This is a genomic window from Acidithiobacillus ferriphilus (assembly GCF_018854775.1).
GTDB classification, from domain to species: domain Bacteria; phylum Pseudomonadota; class Gammaproteobacteria; order Acidithiobacillales; family Acidithiobacillaceae; genus Acidithiobacillus; species Acidithiobacillus ferriphilus.
In genome coordinates this window covers 24,978-46,300 of sequence record NZ_JAAZTY010000004.1, presented here as the reverse complement: position 1 = coordinate 46,300, position 21,323 = coordinate 24,978, and the positions used below count along the sequence as shown (strand labels likewise).

General features: G+C 56.1%; 20 protein-coding genes and 2 tRNA genes. 21 read left to right on the top strand and 1 reads right to left on the bottom strand.

The genetic code is table 11. The annotated features are described in order from the left end of the window. The 21 genes from HF921_RS00355 to HF921_RS00255 all read left to right on the top strand — a co-directional run. The coding region (locus HF921_RS00355) for a DNA gyrase C-terminal beta-propeller domain-containing protein (RefSeq protein WP_319025462.1) at window positions 1–346 on the top strand (346 nt) is incomplete at its 5' end. Window positions 347–352: 6 nt separating this feature from the next. Next, window positions 353–1,441 carry a 3-phosphoserine/phosphohydroxythreonine transaminase gene (gene serC / locus HF921_RS00350; RefSeq protein WP_215893085.1) on the top strand — a complete coding sequence of 363 codons (1,089 nt, stop codon included), beginning with the start codon at window positions 353–355 and terminating at the stop codon, window positions 1,439–1,441. A 15-nt stretch (window positions 1,442–1,456) separates the two neighbouring features. Then, window positions 1,457–2,533, top strand: coding sequence for a prephenate dehydratase (pheA, locus tag HF921_RS00345; protein ID WP_215892494.1), 1,077 nt, complete (start codon window positions 1,457–1,459; stop codon window positions 2,531–2,533). Continuing rightward, window positions 2,533–3,630: a histidinol-phosphate transaminase gene (gene hisC / locus HF921_RS00340; protein ID WP_215892495.1), complete on the top strand. Its 1,098-nt coding sequence runs from the start codon at window positions 2,533–2,535 to the stop codon at window positions 3,628–3,630. Before pheA ends, hisC begins: the two co-directional genes overlap by 1 nt. A gap of 4 nt (window positions 3,631–3,634) precedes the next feature. Continuing rightward, window positions 3,635–4,651, top strand: a complete 1,017-nt coding sequence (gene aroF / locus HF921_RS00335) for a 3-deoxy-7-phosphoheptulonate synthase (RefSeq protein ID WP_064220347.1) — start codon at window positions 3,635–3,637, stop codon at window positions 4,649–4,651. 1 nt (window position 4,652) lies between these two features. After that, window positions 4,653–5,528, top strand: coding sequence for a prephenate dehydrogenase (locus tag HF921_RS00330; RefSeq protein ID WP_215893084.1), 876 nt, complete (start codon window positions 4,653–4,655; stop codon window positions 5,526–5,528). Between the two features lie 3 nt (window positions 5,529–5,531). Next, window positions 5,532–6,833 (top strand): 3-phosphoshikimate 1-carboxyvinyltransferase, encoded by a 1,302-nt coding sequence (aroA, locus tag HF921_RS00325; protein WP_215893083.1) that lies wholly within the window; start codon window positions 5,532–5,534, stop codon window positions 6,831–6,833. Further along, window positions 6,830–7,510, top strand: coding sequence for a (d)CMP kinase (cmk, locus tag HF921_RS00320; RefSeq protein ID WP_064220349.1), 681 nt, complete (start codon window positions 6,830–6,832; stop codon window positions 7,508–7,510). The genes aroA and cmk overlap by 4 nt, the downstream gene beginning before the upstream one ends. 78 nt (window positions 7,511–7,588) lie before the next feature. Further along, window positions 7,589–9,295 (top strand): 30S ribosomal protein S1, encoded by a 1,707-nt coding sequence (gene rpsA / locus HF921_RS00315; protein ID WP_064220350.1) that lies wholly within the window; start codon window positions 7,589–7,591, stop codon window positions 9,293–9,295. 164 nt (window positions 9,296–9,459) lie between these two features. Next, a complete protein-coding gene (locus HF921_RS00310) occupies window positions 9,460–9,765 on the top strand; it encodes an integration host factor subunit beta (protein WP_064220351.1) in 306 nt (101 codons plus the stop codon). Window positions 9,766–9,786: 21 nt separating this feature from the next. Then, window positions 9,787–10,935 carry a tetratricopeptide repeat protein gene (locus HF921_RS00305; RefSeq protein ID WP_064220352.1) on the top strand — a complete coding sequence of 383 codons (1,149 nt, stop codon included), beginning with the start codon at window positions 9,787–9,789 and terminating at the stop codon, window positions 10,933–10,935. After that, on the top strand, window positions 10,932–11,657 hold the full coding sequence (gene pyrF, locus HF921_RS00300; protein WP_196763008.1) for an orotidine-5'-phosphate decarboxylase: 726 nt from the start codon (window positions 10,932–10,934) through the stop codon (window positions 11,655–11,657). The genes HF921_RS00305 and pyrF overlap by 4 nt, the downstream gene beginning before the upstream one ends. 66 nt (window positions 11,658–11,723) lie before the next feature. Next, window positions 11,724–12,311: an orotate phosphoribosyltransferase gene (gene pyrE, locus HF921_RS00295; RefSeq protein ID WP_215893082.1), complete on the top strand. Its 588-nt coding sequence runs from the start codon at window positions 11,724–11,726 to the stop codon at window positions 12,309–12,311. Window positions 12,312–12,384: 73 nt separating this feature from the next. Next, window positions 12,385–13,671 carry a trigger factor gene (tig, locus tag HF921_RS00290; RefSeq protein ID WP_226834231.1) on the top strand — a complete coding sequence of 429 codons (1,287 nt, stop codon included), beginning with the start codon at window positions 12,385–12,387 and terminating at the stop codon, window positions 13,669–13,671. A 39-nt stretch (window positions 13,672–13,710) separates the two neighbouring features. Continuing rightward, complete coding sequence (gene clpP / locus HF921_RS00285) at window positions 13,711–14,355, top strand: ATP-dependent Clp endopeptidase proteolytic subunit ClpP (protein WP_064220355.1); 645 nt, start codon at window positions 13,711–13,713, stop codon at window positions 14,353–14,355. 18 nt (window positions 14,356–14,373) lie between these two features. Continuing rightward, on the top strand, window positions 14,374–15,645 hold the full coding sequence (gene clpX / locus HF921_RS00280) for an ATP-dependent Clp protease ATP-binding subunit ClpX (protein ID WP_215879435.1): 1,272 nt from the start codon (window positions 14,374–14,376) through the stop codon (window positions 15,643–15,645). A gap of 87 nt (window positions 15,646–15,732) precedes the next feature. After that, window positions 15,733–18,168, top strand: coding sequence for an endopeptidase La (lon, locus tag HF921_RS00275; RefSeq protein ID WP_231104572.1), 2,436 nt, complete (start codon window positions 15,733–15,735; stop codon window positions 18,166–18,168). Between the two features lie 245 nt (window positions 18,169–18,413). Further along, complete coding sequence (locus HF921_RS00270; protein ID WP_215850162.1) at window positions 18,414–18,686, top strand: HU family DNA-binding protein; 273 nt, start codon at window positions 18,414–18,416, stop codon at window positions 18,684–18,686. Between the two features lie 12 nt (window positions 18,687–18,698). Further along, window positions 18,699–18,774 (top strand) — tRNA-Val (locus HF921_RS00265). A gap of 10 nt (window positions 18,775–18,784) precedes the next feature. Then, a tRNA-Asp gene (locus HF921_RS00260) sits at window positions 18,785–18,861 on the top strand. A 166-nt stretch (window positions 18,862–19,027) separates the two neighbouring features. Next, entirely contained in the window at window positions 19,028–20,596 is a 1,569-nt protein-coding gene (locus HF921_RS00255) for a SurA N-terminal domain-containing protein (protein ID WP_215893081.1), read from the top strand. 22 nt (window positions 20,597–20,618) lie between these two features. Here the strand turns inward: HF921_RS00255 and HF921_RS00250 are convergent, their stop codons facing one another. Further along, a complete protein-coding gene (locus HF921_RS00250; protein WP_064219440.1) occupies window positions 20,619–21,059 on the bottom strand; it encodes a DUF2147 domain-containing protein in 441 nt (146 codons plus the stop codon). Between the last annotated feature and the right edge of the window lie 264 nt (window positions 21,060–21,323).

The window sequence follows — 21,323 nt, the reverse complement described above, 5'->3', positions numbered from 1 at the left end:
CAGTCAGGTGATCCTCACCACTACGGCCAATGGCTACGGTAAATTGACGGAAGTGGATGAATACCGCCGCACCAATCGGGGCGGGAAGGGCGTTATTGCCATCCAGACCAACGCGCGTAATGGCGATGTGGTCGGCGCGCTGGCGGTAACGGAGCGGGACGAATTGATGCTGGTCTCTGATCATGGCACCCTGATTCGTATAGCGATTAACAGTATTCGTCGTACCGGCCGGAATGCGCAGGGGGTGCGCCTGATTAACCTGGGCGAGGGCGAGCAATTGGCGGGACTGGCATTGATTGCCGATACGGAAGAAGAGGAGGGGGAGCAGACCGATCTGCCCCAGTAACACACCATGAACTATCCCGTTTATAATTTTGGTGCGGGCCCGGCGATGCTTCCCCGTGTGGTGCTGGAGCAGGTGCAGGCGGAGTTGCTCGACTGGCATGGCCGCGGTATTTCGGTCATGGAAATGAGCCATCGCGGTGCAGATTATATGCAGATTATCGCCGAGGCCGAGCAGAACCTCCGCGACCTCCTGCAGGTTCCCGCTCATTATAAGGTGCTATTTTTGCAGGGCGGTGCGACCCTGCAGTTTGCCATGGTTCCTCTCAACCTGCTGCGCGGTCATGCGCGGGCGAGCTATGTGCAGACCGGTATCTGGTCTGCGAAAGCCATAGCAGAGGCCAAGCGTTTTGCGACCGTGGAAGTGGCGGCCAGCAATGCGGATCGTCAGGCCCGTGTGGTGCCTCTACAATCGGAGTGGCGGGTTAGCGCTGATACGGCCTATGTGCATATTGCCGGAAATGAAACCATCGGTGGTCTGGAGTTCGATTTTGTCCCGGAACTGGGCGATATTCCGCTGGTGAGTGATGCCTCTTCCCACATCCTCTCGAAGCCGATGGATGTCAGCCGGTTTGGCCTTATTTATGCCGGTGCCCAAAAAAACATCGGGCCGGCCGGTCTGACCCTGGCCATCATCCGCGACGACCTCATCGGTCATGCGCCGGCCGGTACTGCAACCATGCTGGACTATGCCGTGCATGCTAAAGAGGGTTCCATGCACAATACGCCCCCGACCTTTGCCATTTACGTGGCCGGTCTGGTGTTCAAATGGTTGCAACAATTGGGTGGCTTGGACGCCATGGCGGAGATCAATGCGCGTAAGGCGGCTTTGCTTTACGCGGGTATCGATAATTCCGGCGGTTTCTATACCAATGCCATAGAGCACCGCAACCGCTCGCGGATGAATGTGCCGTTCACCTTGCATGACGCAGCGCTGGACAAGGTATTCCTGAAAGAAGCGGATGCGCAGGGACTCCTTCAACTCAAGGGGCACCGCCTGCTGGGTGGTATGCGTGCGTCTATCTACAATGCAATGCCGGAGGCTGGGGTACTGGCACTGGTTGACTTCATGCGGGATTTCGCCCGCCGCCAGGGTTAGGGAGGCACCTTATCCGTGAGTGTACGAACGCTTCCCGAATTGCGCGGGGTCATTGATCAGGTGGATGCACAAATCCTCCAGTTGCTGGCGGAGCGGGGCCGCCTGGCCGCTGAGGTCGGTGCAGTGAAGCGTGCCGCTGACGAGACGAATTTTTATTATCCCGACCGGGAGTCGGAGATTCTTCGCCGGGTGATGGCGGAGAATCCGGGACCCTTTTCTGCGGAGCAAATTGCCACTATCTTCCGCGAAATCATTTCTGCTGGTCTGGCCCTGGAAGAGCCGTTACAGGTGGCTTACCTCGGCCCGGCAGGTACCTTCTCGCAAATGGCGGCGCAAAAGCATTTCGGGCGGGCTGCGGTATTTCAGCCGACGGCAGGCATTGCCGAGATTTTCCGTCTGGTAGACAGTGATCAGGTCCGCTTCGGCGTGGTGCCGGTGGAAAACAGCACTGAGGGCTCCGTCAACCTCAGCCTCGATCTGCTGTTGGATTATCCGCTGCATATTTGCGGTGAGGTGCAGTTACGTATCGTCCATAATCTGGTGGCTAAATGCTCTATGGATACGATCCAGCGCGTCTATGTGCACTACCAGACCCGTGCCCAGTGTCGCCAGTGGCTTGCGGCACATCTGCCGCGGGTGCAATTGGTGGATGTCTCCAGCAATGCTGTGGCGGCTGAACGAGCAGCGGCGGATGCCGAAGGTGGTGCTATTTCCACTACGGTGGCTGCGGAAGCTTACGGCCTTGATATTCTGGCTGCGGGTATTGAAGACAATCCCGAGAACACCACGCGCTTTTGGGTGATCGGTAAGATCAGTACCCGTTCCACCGGGAACGACAAGACCAGTCTGGTGGTCGCCGCGGCCAATCGTCCGGGGAGCCTGCATGCGCTGCTGTCACCATTGGCCAGTGCGGGGATCAGCCTCACGCGCATTGAGTCGCGACCGGCGCGCTCGGCCATCTGGGAATACATCTTTTATCTCGATCTGCTCGGTCATTGTCAGGATGCCGCCATTGCACCGGTGCTGGATGCCCTCGCGCAACAGGCGTCTTTCTATCGCTGCCTCGGCAGTTATCCCAGGGCGGTATTTTAATGTGCAATAAATATCTGGAATATGCGGCAGCGGGGGTGTCCGATTTGCGTCCTTATCAGCCGGGTAAGCCCTTGGCGGAACTGGAACGGGAACAGGGCATCCGTGATGCCATCAAGCTGGCTTCCAATGAAAATCCGTTGGGGCCGGGTCCCATGGCGCTGGCGGCTATTCGTGCGGCGCTGCCTACCCTGGCCTTGTATCCCGAGGGATCAGCGCCGGAGTTACGCGCGTTGCTGGCGCGTCAGTTGGATCTGGACCCCAGGCAATTTATCTTCGGCAACGGTTCCGATCAGGTGGTGGAGTTTGCCGTGCGCGCCTTTGCCGGGCCGGGTACCGAGGTAATTGTTTCACAGTACGCCTTTGCTGCTTATGCCATTGCTGCGCAAGCGAGTGGAGCGACCGTGCGGATTGCCCCGGCGCGGAACTACGGTCATGACCTGGAGGCCATGGCCGGTCTGCTCAACGCACAAACCCGGCTGGTTTTTATCGCCAATCCCAATAATCCCACGGGTACGTACCTTACCGCGGCGGCGCTGGAGACCTTCATCGACAGTGTACCCTCGCATGCCCTGGTGGTGCTGGATGAGGCTTATCTGGAACTGATGGATGCCGCGGATTATCCCGACGGTAAGCACTGGCTGCGACGCTTCGGTAATTTGATGCTTACCCGGACCTTTTCTAAGGCCTATGGGCTGGCAGGCCTGCGTTGCGGTTACGGCATTGGCCACCCCGACCTGATAGCAGTGCTGGAGCGGGTTCGTCAGCCATTCAATGTCAATACCTTGGCGCAGGTGGCAGCGCACGCTGCGCTCACGGACCTCGCTCATCTGCGGGCTACCTTGGCCAACAATCACCAGGGGATGGTGACCCTCCGCGACGGATTACATAATCTTGGATTGACAATCTTGCCGCCTGCAGGCAACTTTACGGCCTTTGCCGTACCAGGGGGTGGACAGCGCGTCTATGACGCGCTGTTGCAGCGGGGTGTGATCATCCGGCCGTTGACCCCTTACGGCATGCCGGATCATCTGCGAGTCAGTGTTGGCCTGCCGGTGGAAAATCAACGCTTTCTAAAAATGCTGGGCGAGGTCCTGTAATCCCATGATCGTCATTGTTAAACCACAAGCTACCGCAGAGCAGATGGAGCACTTGCTGGAGCGTATCCGCCAGTTTGGCCTGCAGCCCATGGTCAGTACCGGTTCCGAGCGCACCGTGGTCGGTTTGTTAGGAGATGAGCGGTTGTTGCCTGAGGGAGCGCTGGAATCCTTGCCCGCCGTGGAACAGGTCATGCCTATTCTAAAGCCCTACAAGCTCGTGAGCCGCGAGTTCAAATCCACCGATACGGTGATCGAGGTGCGTGGTATCCCCATCGGTGGCAAGCAGATTCAAGTGATCGCTGGCCCCTGTTCGGTCGAAACACCGGAGCAGATGCGTAGCTCTGCGGAGGCCGTCAAGGCGGCAGGCTGCCGTCTGATGCGCGGCGGAGCTTTCAAACCCCGCACCAGTCCCTACACCTTCCAAGGCGTGGGCGATGAAGGTCTGGATTATTTTCGGTCCGCCGCCGATGCGGTCGGTCTGCCCATCGTCACCGAACTGATGGATGTCCGCAAGATTGATCTTTTCCTAGAAAAAGGAGTGGACATCATTCAGATCGGCACGCGCAACATGCAGAACTTCGATCTCCTCAAAGAGGTCGGGCGTCTGGATGTGCCGATCATACTCAAGCGCGGCCTGAGCGCCACCATTAAGGAATGGCTCATGGCGGCTGAATATATCGCTGCTCACGGTAATCACCGGATTATCTTCGCCGAGCGCGGTATTCGCACCTTTGAGACGGCCTATCGTAATGTCCTTGACGTCACCGCTATTCCGGTTCTTAAGCGGGAGACGCACTTGCCGGTTATCGTCGATCCCAGTCACGCTGGCGGCAAGGCCTGGCTCGTACCGCAATTGTCCAAGGCCGCCATCGCCGCCGGTGCGGATGGCTTGCTGGTGGAGTCGCATCCCTGTCCCGAAGAAGCCTGGTGCGATGCCGATCAGGCCTTGAGTCCGCAGCAACTCATGACGTTGATGGGTGATTTGCGTAGAATCGCCGAGGCCATCGGTCGCGAACTCTAGCATGTCAGACACGCCTTTCCAGCGCATCATTATTGTCGGCCTTGGCCTCATGGGCGGGAGCGTCGCTAAAGCTCTGCGCAGCAGGGGGTTCGCTGGATCGCTGGTGGGGGTGGTCGCAGATGCGGCGGCGGTTCAGCGCATGGAACCTGCGGCGAAGCAATGGCGGATCAGTCTGACCCATCAGTTGAAATCGGCGCTGCGAGATACCGACCTGGTCCTGCTGGCTACCCCTCCGCAAATCATCTTGCAGCAGTTGCCGGAATTGGCGCGTCATATATCTGCAGAGGTGTTGGTCAGCGACGTCGCCAGCATCAAAGCTCCGATAGCGCAATTGGGTCATCAGTTGCTGGGAGATCGCTTCATCGCCGGGCATCCCGTGGTTGGCGGAGAAAAAGCCGGATTTGCAGCGGCGCGGGAGAGCCTTTATCAAGGGACGCGTGTCATCCTGACGCCGTTGCCGGGACAGGCGCCTAATGCGGTAGACGCTTTAAGCGGCTTTTGGCAGGGCCTCGGTGCGACTGTTTCGCAAATGACGCCGGAGGCCCATGATCAAGCGCTGGCTGCGACCAGTCATTTGCCCCACTTACTCGCCTTTGCCTACATGGCTGGCCTGGATGATCAGGCCCCTGCGCTGCGTGATCTTGCTGGCGGAGGGCTCCGCGACTTTACCCGAATAGCGGCCTCTGACCCCGATCTCTGGGCAGCCATCCTTTGGGAGAATCGCGCAATCATCGGACAGCATCTGCAAGCTTTGCAAAAAACCCTCGGCAATGTCGAGCAGATACTCGCAGGGGGTGACAGGAGCGCCCTGCGAGCCCTGCTGGAGCGCGGTCGCGATTGTCGTCAACAATTTCAATTTCCTCCGGTGCATCCCTGAATCATGACCCGATATCTCGTCCATCCCGGCAGTCAACTCAAAGGTCGTTTCCCGGTCCCCGGCGACAAATCCATTTCCCATCGCGCTGTTATTCTTGGTGCGCTTGCTGAAGGGGTGACGGAAGTAGAGGGACTGCTGGAAGGTGCCGATGTGCTCGCTACTATCGCCGCCTTTCGCACCATGGGTGTAGAGATGCAAGGACCGGATCGCGGGCACTTGCGTATACAAGGTGTCGGTCTATATGGATTACGGGCACCCGGTGTACCATTGGATTGCGGGAACTCCGGTACGGCAATGCGTCTCCTGGCAGGTGTGTTGGCCGGTCAAAATTTCCCGAGTACTCTGATAGGTGATGCCAGTCTGCAGCAGCGGCCTATGGGTCGGGTGTTAAGGCCATTGGCCACCATGGGCGCGGAAATTGCCGCCCAGGACGGTAAGGCGCCCTTGCAGATTCACGGGCGACCCCTGCACGGCATCGACTATGCCCTGCCGATGGCCAGTGCCCAAGTCAAATCCGCCATCCTGCTGGCGGGGTTGTATGCCGAAGGTCAGACCTGCGTGACGGAACCCGCGCCCACCCGTGATCACAGCGAGCGGATGCTGCAAGGTTTCGGCTACCCGGTGGAGCGTCAGGGTCCACGCGCCTGTCTGCGCAGCGGTGGCCAGTTGCACGGGCAGTCGCTGCAGGTGCCGGGCGATATTTCTTCGGCAGCGTTCTTCCTGCTCGGCGCCACCATCGCGCCGGGTTCCGATCTCACCCTGGAAGGTGTAGGTATCAATCCGACGCGCACCGGCATCATTGAAATCCTCACCCGTATGGGCGCCCGGATTGATCTCACCGCGCTGCGCGTAGTGGGCGGTGAGCCGGTTGCCGATATCCGCGTTCGCTATGCGCAGTTGCAGGGCATTGCCATTCCTGCCCATTTGGTACCGCTGGCTATTGATGAATTTCCTGCGCTGTTCATCGCCGCGGCGTGTGCTAAGGGGCAGACCGTGATTACCGGCGCTGAAGAGCTCCGTGTGAAGGAAAGCGATCGTATTGCGGTGATGGCTAGTGGCCTGCGTGCAATGGGTGTTATTGTAGAGGAGCGCGCGGATGGGGCCATTATCAACGGATCGCTTCTACAGGGTGGTCGTATAAACAGTCAGGGGGATCATCGTATCGCGATGGCCTTTGCCATGGCGGCACTGGTGGCGCAAGGTGATATCGAAATCCTCGACTGTGCCAATGTGGCTACGTCTTTTCCAAACTTTCCCGCTCTGGCGCATCAAGCCGGGCTGTTGCTGGAGGTGGTGGGCGCATGAGTGGCATTCCCGTCATCACATTGGATGGTCCCGGCGGGGTTGGTAAGGGCACGCTGAGCCGTCTTTTGGCCCGTGATCTGGGTTGGCATCTTTTGGACAGTGGTGCTATTTATCGGACGTTGGCGCTGGCGGCACAGCGTGCCGGGCTGTCTGCGGACAAGGCCGTGGCTTTATCCGAACTGGCGCGCACGTTGCCCCTGAGCTTTCGGGGGGGCGCCGACGAAACACATGTTCTGCTCGCGGGAGAACTGGTCGATGCGGAAATCCGCAGCCCAGAAATCAGTGCCCTGACTTCTCAGATTGCCGCCATTCCTGCGGTGCGAGCGGCCTTATTGCAGCGTCAGCGGGATTTTCGCCAGGCGCCGGGATTGGTAGCCGATGGTCGAGATATGGGGACCGTGGTTTTCCCGAACGCACCGCTCAAGGTGTTTCTGACCGCCAGGGCCGAAGAACGGGGCAAACGGCGTCTGAATCAGTTGATGGAACAGGGTATTAGTGCTAGTCTCGCCACAGTTGTGGCGGAAATTGCGGAACGCGATGCCCGGGATCAGCAGCGTAGCGTGGCACCGCTCCGGCCCGCGCCCGATGCGCGCCTCCTGGATACCAGTGAACAAAGTGTTTCCGACACATACAGGGTCCTGCAAAGCTGGGTTCAATCGGCTTTGCAGGAAAATTGAAACCGCCATTTATGGCATCGAGCAGTGATTCAAGGGGCGCCCATGGCGTACCCGGTATAATGAGGCCTACTGAAATTTATGACCACCCCTAACGCTGAAATGCTTGTTGAACCCAGTTTTGCCGAGATGTTTGAAGAAAGCCAGAGCACCCAGGGCCTCAAACCTGGCGAGTTGCTTACCGGCATCGTGACGCGCGTCGATAACGACTTTGTCATCGTCGATGTGGGTCTCAAGTCTGAAGGACCGATCCCCGCCGAACAGTTCCGCAATGCGGAAGGGGAGATAGAGGTGAAGGTCGGCGACTCGGTAGAGGTTTGTCTGGAGTTGGTGGAAGACGGCATGGGCGAGACCCGCCTTTCCCGTGAAAAGGCTCGCCGCGCCAAGACTTGGGTCGATCTGGAAAAATCCTTCAACGACAACGCGGTGGTGCATGGCTTCCTTACCGGCAAGGTAAAGGGTGGTTTTACGGTCAGCGTCGACGGTGTGCGTGCCTTCCTGCCTGGCTCCCTGGTTGATGTGCGTCCGGTACGGGATGTCGCCTATCTCGAAGGCAAAGACCTGGAGATGAAGATCATCAAGCTGGACCGTAAGCGCAACAATGTGGTGGTTTCCCGCCGCGCGGTGGTCGAGCAGGAACAAAGTGTGGAACGTGGCGCACTGTTGGAAAGCATTCAGGAAGGCGCCATCCTGGAGGGCGTGGTCAAAAATCTTACCGATTACGGTGCGTTCATCGACCTCGGTGGTATCGACGGCCTGCTGCATATCACCGATATGGGCTGGCGCCGGGTCAAACATCCCAGCGAGGTGGTTACCGTGGGCGGCGAGGTGCGTGTCCTGGTCCTCAAGTTCGATCGCGAGCGCGGTCGTATCTCTCTTGGTATGAAGCAGTTGGGCGAAGATCCTTGGCGCGATATCGCCCGCCGTTATCCGGAGGCCACCCGTATTTTCGGTAAGGTCACCAACGTTACGGATTATGGCGCGTTCGTCGAAATCGAAGAAGGTGTCGAAGGCCTGGTGCATGTTTCCGAAATCGATTGGACCAACAAAAACATAAATCCGGCCAAAGCGTTGCACGTAGGTCAGGAAGTTGAAGTGATGATCCTCGATATCGACGAAGAGCGTCGCCGTATTTCGCTGGGCATCAAGCAGTGTCTGCCCAACCCCTGGGACGACTTCGCGCAGAACTTCCAGAAGGGCGATCGTGTTTCCGGTCAGATCAAGAGCATTACCGATTTCGGTGTGTTTGTCGGTCTGGATGGCGGTATCGACGGACTGATCCACTTGTCCGATCTGGCCTGGGACCGTACCGGCGAGGAAGCCGTGCGGGATTTCAAAAAGGGGGATACGTTGGATGCGGTTGTCCTGAGTATCGACCCGGAGCGGGAGCGTATCAGCCTTGGTATCAAGCAGATGGAAACCGATCCGTTCATCCAGTTTGTGGTGGCCAATGAAAAGGGCGCCCTGGTCGAAGGTGAAGTCATCTCGGTGGATGGCCGCGGCGCCGAAATCCGTCTTGGTGAAGGCGTCGAAGGATTCCTCCCCCAGCGCGAGTTGGGTCGTGGTCAGACCTTGGCCGCCGGGGATAAAATCGAGGTCGCCATTGCGATGGTCGATCGCAAGAACCGCACCTTGACCCTCAGCACCAAGGCGCATGATACGGCTGTTTCTCAGGAAGACCAGGCGGCCGCGGTGCAGCAATATGCGCGTAGTGCAGCGACGGGCACCACCAGTCTGGGCGATCTGATTAAAGAACAGCTCAAGCGTAAGCAGGAAGAAGATAGTTAAGAGCGACCCTCTCCCCCTCCCGGTCTTGATGTTGGTCGGGAGGGGAGGGTGAATGAGGTGGCGTCAGGTGAGGGCGTTTTCTGGAGCGTCAACCTGCCGCTTGCTTGTTTAATCTTGCAATACCCTGTCAGTTCACCATTTCTTTGTTAAGAAGCTAATAAACTATGACTAAATCAGAATTGATCAAAAACATCAGTGCACAATATCCGCATCTGAGTGTGCGTGATATTGAAATGGCTACCCGCCAGATGCTCGATTATCTGAGCGATGCGTTGGCTGAGGGTGAACGCATTGAAATTCGTGGTTTTGGAAGTTTTTCCATGCATGTGCGTCCTACCAAGCAGGGGCGTAATCCGAAAACGGGAGAGCCTGTGCTGGTGCCCGAAAAACGGGTTCCGCATTTCAAACCGGGTAAGGAACTTCGTGAGCAGGTTGATTATCCTGAAGTGGTCGTGGGTGGCAAGGTCTAATTGACGGCCTCTGGCGTGTATATGCTTGTCGCCCTCGTTTTGCTTGTGGCGATTGCTCTGGGTGTATGGGTTGGTCGGATTACCTCTTACAGAAAATCTGCGTTGGGTACCTCTGACACGATTCCCGAAATTTATATTCAGGGACTCAACCATCTTCTCAGTGAGCGCAATGATGAAGCGGTAGAAGTTTTTTTGGATGCGTTACGGCAACACCCGGAGAGTGTTGATATTTTGCTCGCCCTAGGGCGCCTCTTTCGGCGGCGCGGAGAACTGGAACGTGCCTTGCGGGTACATCAGCACCTTCTTGAGCAGCCAGCACTGGCGCCCGATTTGCGGCAAAGCGTGCTTTTCGAGATCGCCCAGGATTACCTCAAGGCGGGGATCCTTGATCGAGCGGAATCCATCCTTAAAGAGTTACTGGATCGTCAACCTGATCATCTAGAGGGCCTTGCCACGCTTGCCGAACTGTACGAACTGGGCAGTGAATGGATGCAGTCTATCGCGGTTCGTCAGCGCTTATCTAAAGCAGGGGCGCGTGGCCAGCGTCCCGTGATCGCCATGCTCTATGGTGAACTGGCCGAGCAATCGCTGCTCGCAGGAGAGGCAAAGCAGGCAAAGGTTTTTTTGGAATCGGCCCGCAAGGAAGACCCAGAAAATCCGCGGGCCTTGGTGATTGGCGGACGCATCGCCTTCGATCGGCAGGACTGGGGTGCTGCGCTAAGCCTTTGGGAAAAACTCCTTGATTCCCCGGTAGAGTCTGTGGTTCTGCTTATTTTGCAACCCTTTCTGAGCGTTTTACGATATGCTGCGAACGACACGGATGTGCAGGTAACGCGAGAGCGCCTGTTGAAGATGTGCAATTCGCCGCTGGCCGTAAAGCTTCTGGCGCATGCCTTGCAGGTGGTTGAAGGAACCCCTGCGGCGACGGCATATTTAAGACATGTTCTGTTGCGGCAGCCAGATATGCGAGTGATGCAGGTTTTGCTGGAATTGGATCCCGATGCGCCAGAGCCTGCGTTGTACCCAGTTATGGCAGTAGCGGTGAGAAGACTGGCGGTGGAGCCGGCAGTTTTTTATTGCCAGTCCTGTGGTTATCAAAGTCCTCAGTACTATTGGCGCTGCCCTAGCTGCCGTCAGTGGGGAACCTTTTCTGGAGGGTATGCTTTGTGATTTCACCGCTCATTGTCGCGCTGGATTACGCGAACGAACGCGACGCCTTGATTTTGGTGGATCGGCTTGATCCTGCCGCATGTCGGGTCAAGGTTGGTAAGGAACTCTTTACCGCCTGCGGCCCCGCCATTGTGGGGCGTCTGCAGGAGCGAGGATTTGACGTATTTCTTGACCTCAAATTTCACGATATTCCGCAAACCGTCGCCAAGGCTTGCAGGACGGCGGCGAGTCTCGGTGTGTGGATGCTCAACGTACATGCGAGTGGTGGTAGTAGCATGCTGCGCGCTGCACGGGAAGCAGTGAACGCCGCCGCTGGTGGGACACAGCGGACTCTCTTGGTTGCGGTGACGGTGCTCACGAGCATGAACGACGCCACTTTACGCGAAGTTGGCGTCAACAGCTCGGTGGAGGATCAAGTTGAGCGTTTGGCAACACTTGCGGCAGAATGTGCCTTGGATGGCATCGTCTGCTCCGCGTTGGAGGCAGGTCGTCTACGGGTGGCCGTGCCTGAGCTTCTGCGTGTGACTCCTGGGATTCGTCCCGCACAGGATGCGGGGGATGACCAGAGACGTATTATGGCGCCCGCGGCGGCAGTGGCGGCGGGAGCGGACTTCCTCGTGGTGGGCAGACCTATCACCGCTGCCGAAGATCCGGCCCGGGCCCTTAGCCGGATATTGAGTGAGTTGGCAGGGGATCCCGTCGACCCGCGGAAATCAGAGTAACATGCTGAATGAAAAAGGTGGTAAAGGCTGTGCCCGCATAACATCGATCATGGAGAAGAAATCACTGTGACTGCAGACGAAGTGGTGGCGTTGTACAAAGAAGACGGGGCGCTGCTCCAGGGACACTTCCTGCTATCCTCCGGGCTGCATAGTGATACCTATCTGCAGTCGGCCAAGGTGCTGCAACATTCTGGGCACGCGGCGCGACTGTGCGCGGCGATGGTGGCGGGTATTCCTGATGATCTGCGGCAGCGCATTTCCTGTGTCGTAGGGCCGGCCATGGGAGCGGTTCTGGTGTCCTACGAATGTGCTCGTGCGCTGGGGGTCCGCAGCCTGTTTACCGAGCGGGAAGCCGGACAGATGGTGCTGCGTCGGGGCTTTGCGCTGGCGCCGGGTGAAGGCGTGTTGGTGGTTGAAGATATTACGACGACTGGTGGCTCGACGCGGGAATGTTTGGCGGCCATTAGCGCAGCAGGTGGGCAAGTGTTGGCGGCATCGGCAATTATTGACCGCAGTCCAGGATTCAGTGATTTTTCCGGGGTACCATTTTTTCCGCTATTACGGCTCCCGGTACGTACCTGGGAAGCCGCTGATTGTCCCATCTGCGCCGCTGGCGGGACGCCCGTTAAACCGGGGAGCCGCGGTCTGCGCTGACCTTGAGGGGTAGGTGGCTTGTGTTTATCATTAACGTTTAGGCTTAGACAAAATGCAAAAGAAGGATCAGTTCATGAAAATCTTGACGCCAGAGGCCGCGCCTTTGGAAAGACACATCCGTGTGACTATTCCAGCCAGTGAGGTGGAGAGTGGGGTATCCCAGCGTCTGCGTAATAAGGCGCGTTCTGCGCGTCTCCCCGGATTCCGGCCTGGTAAGGCGCCCATGGCCCTCATCGAACGTCATTATGGTTCGGATGCCCTCATGGAGACCTTCGATCATCTTATCAATGACCGCTATTCTCAGGCAGTGCGCGACGAGTCCTTACGTCCGGTTGGAAGACCGGAAGTGCAGGTCGAGAAAGGCGGGCGCGGTGAGGACCTCGTGTTTACGGCCGTGGTGGAGGTGTATCCCGAATTTGATCCGCAGGTGCCGGACGCCACCGTTATCCGCAAGACGGCTGAAGTGACGGATGCGGACGTGGATGCCACCATAGATATTATGCGTCAGCAGCGGCGTTTTTATGTGCCTGCCGAGCGTGCCGCCCAGAACGAAGACCGGGTCACCGTGGATTTTCAGGGGACCATCGATGGTGTCCCCATGGCGGGCGGCGATGTGACCGACTACCCCGTGGTGCTGGGCTCCGGTCGCCTGCTGCGGGACATTGAGCAGGGATTGTTGGGCATGTCTGCGGGAGAAGATCGGATCGTCGCGGTACAGTTTCCAGCAGAATATCATGTTCCGGAATTCGCCGGTCAGGCTGCCCAGTTCCATCTTCAGGTCAAGGAAGTTGCGGCGCCTCAATTGCCCGAAGTGGATGCGGCTTTTGCCTTGGCACTAGGTATCGAGGACGGGGATGTCGCCGTATTACGGCAGGAAGTACGGGAAAATCTGGAACGTGAAGCGCAACGGATAAGCCGGAGTCAGGTGAAGTCGCAGATTCTGGAGCTGATTGTGGAGAGCAATCATCCCGATTTGCCCAAGCAAATGGTCGAACAGGAATTGGAGCGTTTGCAAAAAGACGCCAATGCGGTGGCTGGCGGCGATGATCTGGACGCGTTGGCTAAGCGGCGTGTAGTACTCGGCCTGGTTTTGTCGGAAATTGTCCGGCGCGAAAAGCTGAGGGCATCCACGACCGAAATCACCCAGCTTATTCGGGAGATGTCTGAGCAATATGAGGATGCTGAGCAGTTCATGAGTTGGTATCGCAGCAAGCCCGAGCAGATGGAGCAGGCCGAGGCTATAATTCTGGAAGACAAAGTTGTGGCATGGCTTCTGGAGCGTGTTAAAGTGGCTGACGAGTCTGTCAGCTTTAACCAGCTTATCGGTCGGGCGCCGGCAGCCGAAGTACACACAGAATAACCGATGTCCGTCGCGGGACAATAGACAGGAGCATGGATTATGTGGAAACAGACAGGAGACCGGTTGGCTCCCGCTGTACAGGGCCTGGGGTATGTGCCCATCGTGGTCGAGCAGAGCGGACGCGGCGAGCGATCCTATGATATCTACTCCCGTCTGCTCAAAGAGCGGGTGATTTTCATGGTGGGGCAGGTGGAAGATATGATGGCCAACCTGGTCGTCGCACAGCTGCTTTTTCTGGAAGCGGAAAATCCGGACAAAGATATCGCGCTGTATATCAACAGTCCAGGTGGTTCTGTCACTGCCGGCATGGCGATTTATGACACGATGCAGTTTGTTCGCCCGCAGGTCAGCACCGTCTGTATCGGTCAGGCGGCGAGTATGGGCGCGGTATTGCTGGCCGCTGGTGCCGAAGGCAAGCGTTATGCGCTGCCTAACGCGCGAATCATGTTGCATCAGCCCTCTGGTGGTTTTCAGGGGCAGGCGCACGATATCGAAATCCATACCAAGGAGATTCTGCGTATCCGTGAACGGCTCAATGATATTCTGGTCCATCATACCGGGCAGGGCCGTGAACGTATTGAGCAGGATCTCGACAGAGACTTTTTCATGTCGGCCGAAGAGGCCAAAATCTACCATCTTGTGGACGCTGTGATTAGCCATCGCGGCGAAAACGAGACCGCCTGAACAGGCAGGAGAGCAGCTATGGCTGGGAAGCATGAGGGAAGCGGTGAAAAGACGCTCTATTGTTCATTCTGTGGCAAAAGCCAGCATGAAGTCCGCAAGCTGATTGCCGGTCCTTCGGTATTTATCTGTGATGAATGCATCGAGTTGTGCAACGACATCGTCAAGGACGAGATACTGGATGACCACAGCGAGAGTCAGGACAAATTGCCCAAACCCATGGAAATCCGCAAGACGCTGGATGATTACGTCATTGGGCAGGACGTTGCCAAAAAGGTCTTGTCCGTGGCCGTTTACAATCATTACAAACGTCTTGAACACGGTGGCAAGGACAATGAGGTGGAATTGGACAAGAGTAATATTTTGCTCATCGGCCCCACCGGTTCGGGCAAGACCCTGCTGGCGCAGACCCTGGCGCGTCTCCTGAACGTGCCCTTTGCCATGGCCGATGCCACGACGCTCACGGAAGCGGGTTATGTGGGTGAGGATGTCGAAAACATCATCCAGAAGCTGTTGCAGAAATGCGATTACGATGTAGAAAAGGCGCAGACCGGCATCGTCTACATTGATGAGATCGACAAAATCACGCGCAAGTCAGAGAATCCCTCCATCACCCGCGATGTTTCCGGTGAAGGTGTGCAGCAGGCATTGCTCAAACTGATTGAAGGGACCGTGGCCTCTGTTCCGCCGCAAGGCGGTCGCAAGCACCCTCAGCAGGAGTTCCTGCAAGTGGATACGCGGCATATCCTCTTCATCTGTGGTGGGGCCTTTGCGGGGCTGGAAAAATCGGTTTCCGCGCGTCTGGAAAAGGGAGGTATGGGCTTCAATGCGCCACTTAAGCTGCGCGATAAAGGAGCGACCGCCGCATTACTGATGCAGAATCTGGAGCCTGAGGATCTGGTGCGCTACGGGTTGATTCCCGAGTTTGTCGGGCGTTTACCTATTCTGGCGCTGCTGGAGGAACTGGATGAAGAAGCACTGATTTCCATCCTCACCGATCCGAAGAATGCTTTGGTGAAGCAGTACCAGAAGCTCTTCGCCCTGGAAGGCGTGACCCTGGAGTTCCGCACTGAGGCTGTGCGGGCTATTGCCAAAAAGGCACTGACCCGCAAGACCGGGGCACGTGGTTTGCGCTCCATTCTTGAACAGATTCTGTTGGATACAATGTACGAGTTACCATCTATGAGTGGTGTGAAGAAGGTGGTAGTGGATGCCGCCGTTGTGGAAAGCGGCACCAAGCCGCTTCTGGTTTACGATGATGCTGCCAAGGTGGATATATCTCATCCGGCCTGAAGTAGAGCAGGGTTGTCATTGAAAAGCGCTATTGACGACCCCATCTGCATCGTTATTGGTAGTAATCACCTACTGTTGGAGTAGACTGTGACCCAAATCGATAAAAGTCTCCTCGTGGAAGATGAAGCCCAGATGGTACCGGTGTTGCCTCTGCGCGATGTTGTGGTATTTCCGTTTATGGTTATCCCTCTTTTTGTGGGGCGGATGAAGTCGATTCGCGCCCTGGAAGAGGCGATGTCCGGTGAAAAACAGATTCTGCTGGTATCACAAAAAAATGCCGCGGATGATGATCCCCAGCCGGAAAACATTTATCGGATCGGCACGCTGGCTACGATCCTACAGTTGCTCAAACTTCCCGATGGTACGGTTAAGGTGCTGGTCGAAGGTACGGACCGGGCTAAAATTGTTTCTTTTCTGCCGGCTGAAGAATTCTTGCGCGCTCAGGTGCAGATCGTTGCCAGTGGTGCGGCAAACGATCGTGAGTTGGAAGCGCTTATGCGTTCGGTCAGCGCTCAGTTTGAGTCCTACGTCAAGCTGAACAAAAAAATTCCCCCGGAGATTTTGTCTACCTTGGCGAGCATGGATGATCCGGCACGGCTGGCCGACACTGTGGCGGCACATCTCGGCCTCAAACTCGAAGAAAAGCAAGAAATTCTGGAGAAGGCAGATACTCGTGCCCGGCTGGAGCATTTGCTGGGCATGATGGAGTCTGAAATTGATCTGCTGCAGGTGGAAAAACGCATCCGCGGCCGCGTCAAACGGCAGATGGAGAAGAGTCAGCGCGAGTATTATCTGAATGAGCAGATGAAGGCTATTCAGAAAGAGTTGGGTGATCTGTCGGAAGAGGGCGGTGGCGAGCTGGATGAGCTGACGCGTAAAATCGACAAGGCCGGAATGCCTAAAGATGTGCGAGCCAAGGCCGATGCCGAGCTGAAAAAGCTGCGGATGATGAGTCCTATGTCCGCAGAGGCGACGGTGGTACGTAACTATATCGACTGGTTGGTGGGGGTGCCGTGGCGCAAACGCAGCAAAATCACCAAGGACCTTAAGCGCGCTAAGGCCATTCTCGACGCCGATCATTACGGCTTGGAAGACGTCAAGGAACGTATTCTCGAATATCTTGCCGTACAGGAACGGGTCGGCAATAGCCGCGGTCCGATCTTGTGCTTGGTAGGCCCACCCGGCGTGGGTAAGACCAGTTTGGGGCGCTCTATCGCGGCAGCGACCGGACGTAAATTCGTGCGGATGTCCTTGGGTGGCGTGCGCGACGAAGCGGAAATTCGTGGGCATCGGCGTACCTATATTGGTGCTCTGCCAGGTAAGATTGTCCAGAGCCTAGCCAAGGTTGGTACGCGCAATCCGCTGATGCTGCTGGATGAAGTGGATAAGATGGCGATGGATTTCCGGGGTGATCCGGCGTCCGCTCTGCTGGAAGTGCTTGATCCCGAGCAGAATGCAACCTTCAACGACCATTACCTGGAAGTGGATTTCAATCTTTCTGAGGTGATGTTCGTCACGACGGCGAACACGCTCAATATCCCGGCAGCGTTGATGGATCGTATGGAGGTGATCCGGATCTCCGGATATACCGAAGACGAAAAGACTCACATCGCCACCAAGTATCTCCTGCCAAAACAGATAGAAAAAGCCGGGCTGCTAGATGGGGAGATGCAGCTTTCACAGGCAGTCATCCGGGATATCATTCGCTATTATACCCGGGAAGCCGGTGTACGTAATCTGGAGCGGGAACTCGCTCGTATCTGTCGTAAGGTGGTGAAAGAACTTCTGCTCGACAAAAAACGTACGCGGGTACAGGTCTCGGACCGCAATTTGGAGAAATATCTCGGGGTGCGTCGTTTCGATTTCGGCAAGGCGGAGAAGGAAAACCGTATTGGTGAGGTCACCGGTTTGGCTTGGACAGAGGTCGGTGGTGAGTTACTCAGTATCGAGGCGGTAGTCGTGCCTGGCCGCGGCAAGCTGCTCATTACCGGAAAACTGGGTGATGTGATGCAGGAGTCTATCCAGGCCGCCATGAGCGTGGTGCGTGCCCGGTCGCGGGCTCTGGGCATTCCTGCAGACTTTTACCAAAACCGTGACGTGCATATTCATGTGCCGGAAGGTGCCACGCCTAAAGACGGGCCAAGTGCCGGTATTGGCATGGCCACCGCCCTGGTGTCGGCGCTGACTAATATCCCGGTGCATGCCACGGTCGCTATGACCGGGGAAATTACCTTGCGTGGTGAGGTGTTGCCCATCGGTGGATTAAAGGAAAAGTTGCTGGCAGCGCATCGCGGTGGTATCAGCACGGTCCTGATCCCGGCAGAGAATGAAAAAGATTTGCAGGAAATCCCCAAAAATGTGCGTGATGCGTTGACTATTAAACCGGTTCGGTGGATTGACGAGGTTTTAGCCATTGCGCTGGAGTCTTCGCCGACACCGTTGCCACCACCTGACAATGGGGAACCGTTGGTTGGCGTAGTGGCTGTTCAAGAGTCTCCTGAGGACAAGGCAATGGCACATTAAGGATGCGGCGTGAAAGCCGCCTCAAAAAAGTTTGGTTACTTTGGAGAGGCATAGAATAGAGCGGTATTTATGTCGTGCATTCTCGACAAGGATGATTCATTGGCGAAGGTCGGTCTTGGGTTGCGGTTCCGGCTGTTTTATGTACTTTCTTGACAAGTCTTTTTTTACCCTGCTATAACGTTTTCTGGATAGAGTTGATGCGCAGTTATACCTAAGTAACCGAGTCCATAACAGGAGAAAGAAATATGAATAAGTCGGAGTTGATCGAGAAGATTGCAGAAGAAGCCGGCGTGACTCGTGCTGCCGCTGGCCATACGCTGGATGCGGCAGTCAAGGTAATTACAGAGGCGTTGAAGGCTGGTAATCAGGTGACTCTGGTCGGTTTCGGTTCCTTCCTTGTTTCCAGCCGTGAGGCACGCAAAGGTCGTAATCCCGCCACTGGTGCAGAAATCATGATCGCCGCAAGTCGCACGCCTAAATTTAAGGCTGGTAAAGCACTGCGTGATGCAGTAAACTAGCGCGTCTGGTTTGGGCGGTTAGCTCAGTTGGTAGAGCGTCGGCTTTACACGCCGAATGTCGGGGGTTCGAGCCCCTCACCGCCCACCACAATTTTATTGGGGTGGTAGTTCAGTTGGTTAGAATGCCGGCCTGTCACGCCGGAGGTCGCGGGTTCGAGCCCCGTCCGCCCCGCCAATGCGAGTAAGGCGACCCTTGTGGGGCGCCTTTTTTTGTGTCTGTTTTTTGTATTGACGTGCGACACTGGGGTGGCCATTTATGGGTTTTAGAGAAGTTTCTTGATGGTGGAGCGCTAAATACAGGCAGCTTTACCTTGGTACTATAGCTTTGTGGAGATGTGCTTATGATGGATACATTTCGGAATTTCGGTCAGTCTTGGGTAGCCAAAATACTCATGATCTTAATCGCATTATCTTTTGTGCTCTGGGGCGTAAGCGGTTATTTATTCTCGGGGAACTCAAGTTCATCGACCGTAGCGACGGTGGACGGCCAGAAGATCAGCGATACCGTATTTCAGAAACGTATGAAGGATGTTCAGGCACGTTATAATCATGTTTTTGGTGCAGCAACCGCAGCGAAGATGATGGAGGATAAAAGCTTTGGGTTGGATGTGCTTGATGGTTTGATCAACAATATGCTTTTAGGTGCGGAGGCGCGGCGCCTGGGGTTGCGGGTGCCCGATACCGCGTTGGCGAAAAAAATTGAATCCATTCCGGCCTTTCAAGAAAAGGGTGTCTTTTCTAAAAGTCATTATCAGAAATTACTGGCGGCTAACGGAATGACACCAGCACAGTTTGAAGGCATGCTGCGCGCGAGTATGCGTATGGAGCAGTTGCAAGTTATCCCCCAGGCCATTGCTACGGCCTCGAATGCTGAGGCAACCAGGGTTTGGGCCTGGTCTCAGGAGTACCGCGATGTTAGTGCGGTAGATATCCGGGACGCTGACTTCGCGGCGGCAGCCAAGCCAACCAGTGCCGAGGTGGCCGCTTACTATCATGCCAACGTCGATCAGTTCCAGTTACCCGCGCAGTTGCAAGTACAATATGTCGTGCTGGGGCCTAAAGATTTTGTCGGCAAGCGATTGTCGCCGACGAACCCCGCCAGCAATGTTTCCGCGGTGGCGGCCGAGCAGAGTGCGGCATCTTTTAATAGCCAGGCGGAAAACGCCTTCCAGGCTCAAGTGGAAAATTTTAAGGATCTCCTGTTTAGTAGCCCTGACGGTTTGGCTGCGGTTGCCAAGGCCTATAATCTGAAGATTCAAGAGAGTGGTATGCTCACGGCTGGAAGGGTGCTCGCTCAGGGGCCTTTTGCGGACGCCAGAGCACTCGACCTTGCCTTCAGTAAGGCTGTGCTTGCCGGTAAAAATAGCACAGCGCTCAGATTGGCGAATGGTGATTTACTGGCTGTGCATTTGCTCCATTATACGCCGGGTAGCACGCAACCCTTGAGCGCTGTTGTGAGAAGCATTACTGCGAAGCTAAGCTCTGCGAAGGCGAAAAAGCTTGCTAAAAACAAGGCGCAAGCGCTATTGGCGGCAGCGCGGCAAGCAAAAGACATGAATGTGCTGACAGATGGCGGTGCCCATCCGCTGCACACTTATCTCGATATAACTCGGCGTAATGGACAGGGGCTGGATAATGCAGCGCTAGCGGCTGCTTTCACAACACCCGCACCAGTGGACGGAATCCCTTCTATGGATATGGTGAAGACGCCGTCAGGCTACCAGATTCTTGCGATCACCCATGTGACTGCCCCCTCGGCAGCGGCGATAAACCCCAAAGTGGCGGCGCAAATTCGCACGTCTCTGGAGGAACAAAGAAGTCGTTTACTGTCGATAGCTTATCTGAAGGACTTGCGGGAGCATGCTAAAGTGGAAATCAATGACGCGCAGTTGGCCCAGATCGCTCACTGATCAATGACCGCCTGGAAATTTGCTATAAGTGCGAATCTCCATGTTGATGATTCAACTTGGTCGAAACCCGGGTCCAGATAGTGTTACCACCGAGCCATGAAAAACCGATATAGCCGTATACCTTAAGTTCATGGGGATCTAGGGCCGTCAGCGTGCCATGAAAATAAGTGTTGCTGTTCGGATCGTAAATGCGACCATGTGACCATTCCCCCGGACGCTTTGGTACGAAGTCGGCCAGAATTTGCGGCTGGCCCTTGGCGCGGGCCTGCTGCACAGTGTCTTGCAAGTGCCCGACGCTTTGTCCGAATAGCGCACCATTTTTCTCATAAATACGGATATAAGCGTTGCCACCCGCGGTTCGCCACAGGCCAACAATACCCCGACCGTGCGTGCTTGCGAAAGCGATGCTGGTGCTCCCCAGAAATAGTCCGATGATGTAGTAAGCAGTTAAAAGAGATTTCATTTTGTCAATCTTTCAGCCTTATATATTCCGCTGCACATGGTTGTTGCAAAATTTTAACAAAGTGGGGGCTGTCAAGCAAACGGATTGGATGGAGAGATATAACTTATTCATTATACTCTGTGCTATTTATAAGTTCTGTCCGATTCATAAAACGTGGACAGTCCACTTTTTGCGGATGGCTATGAACGCGCTTAACGGCCAAGCCGCAGACAAAACTGAGGGGGGGCACGGTCCTGAATCACCCTACTTGCATTCCGTAGCGAA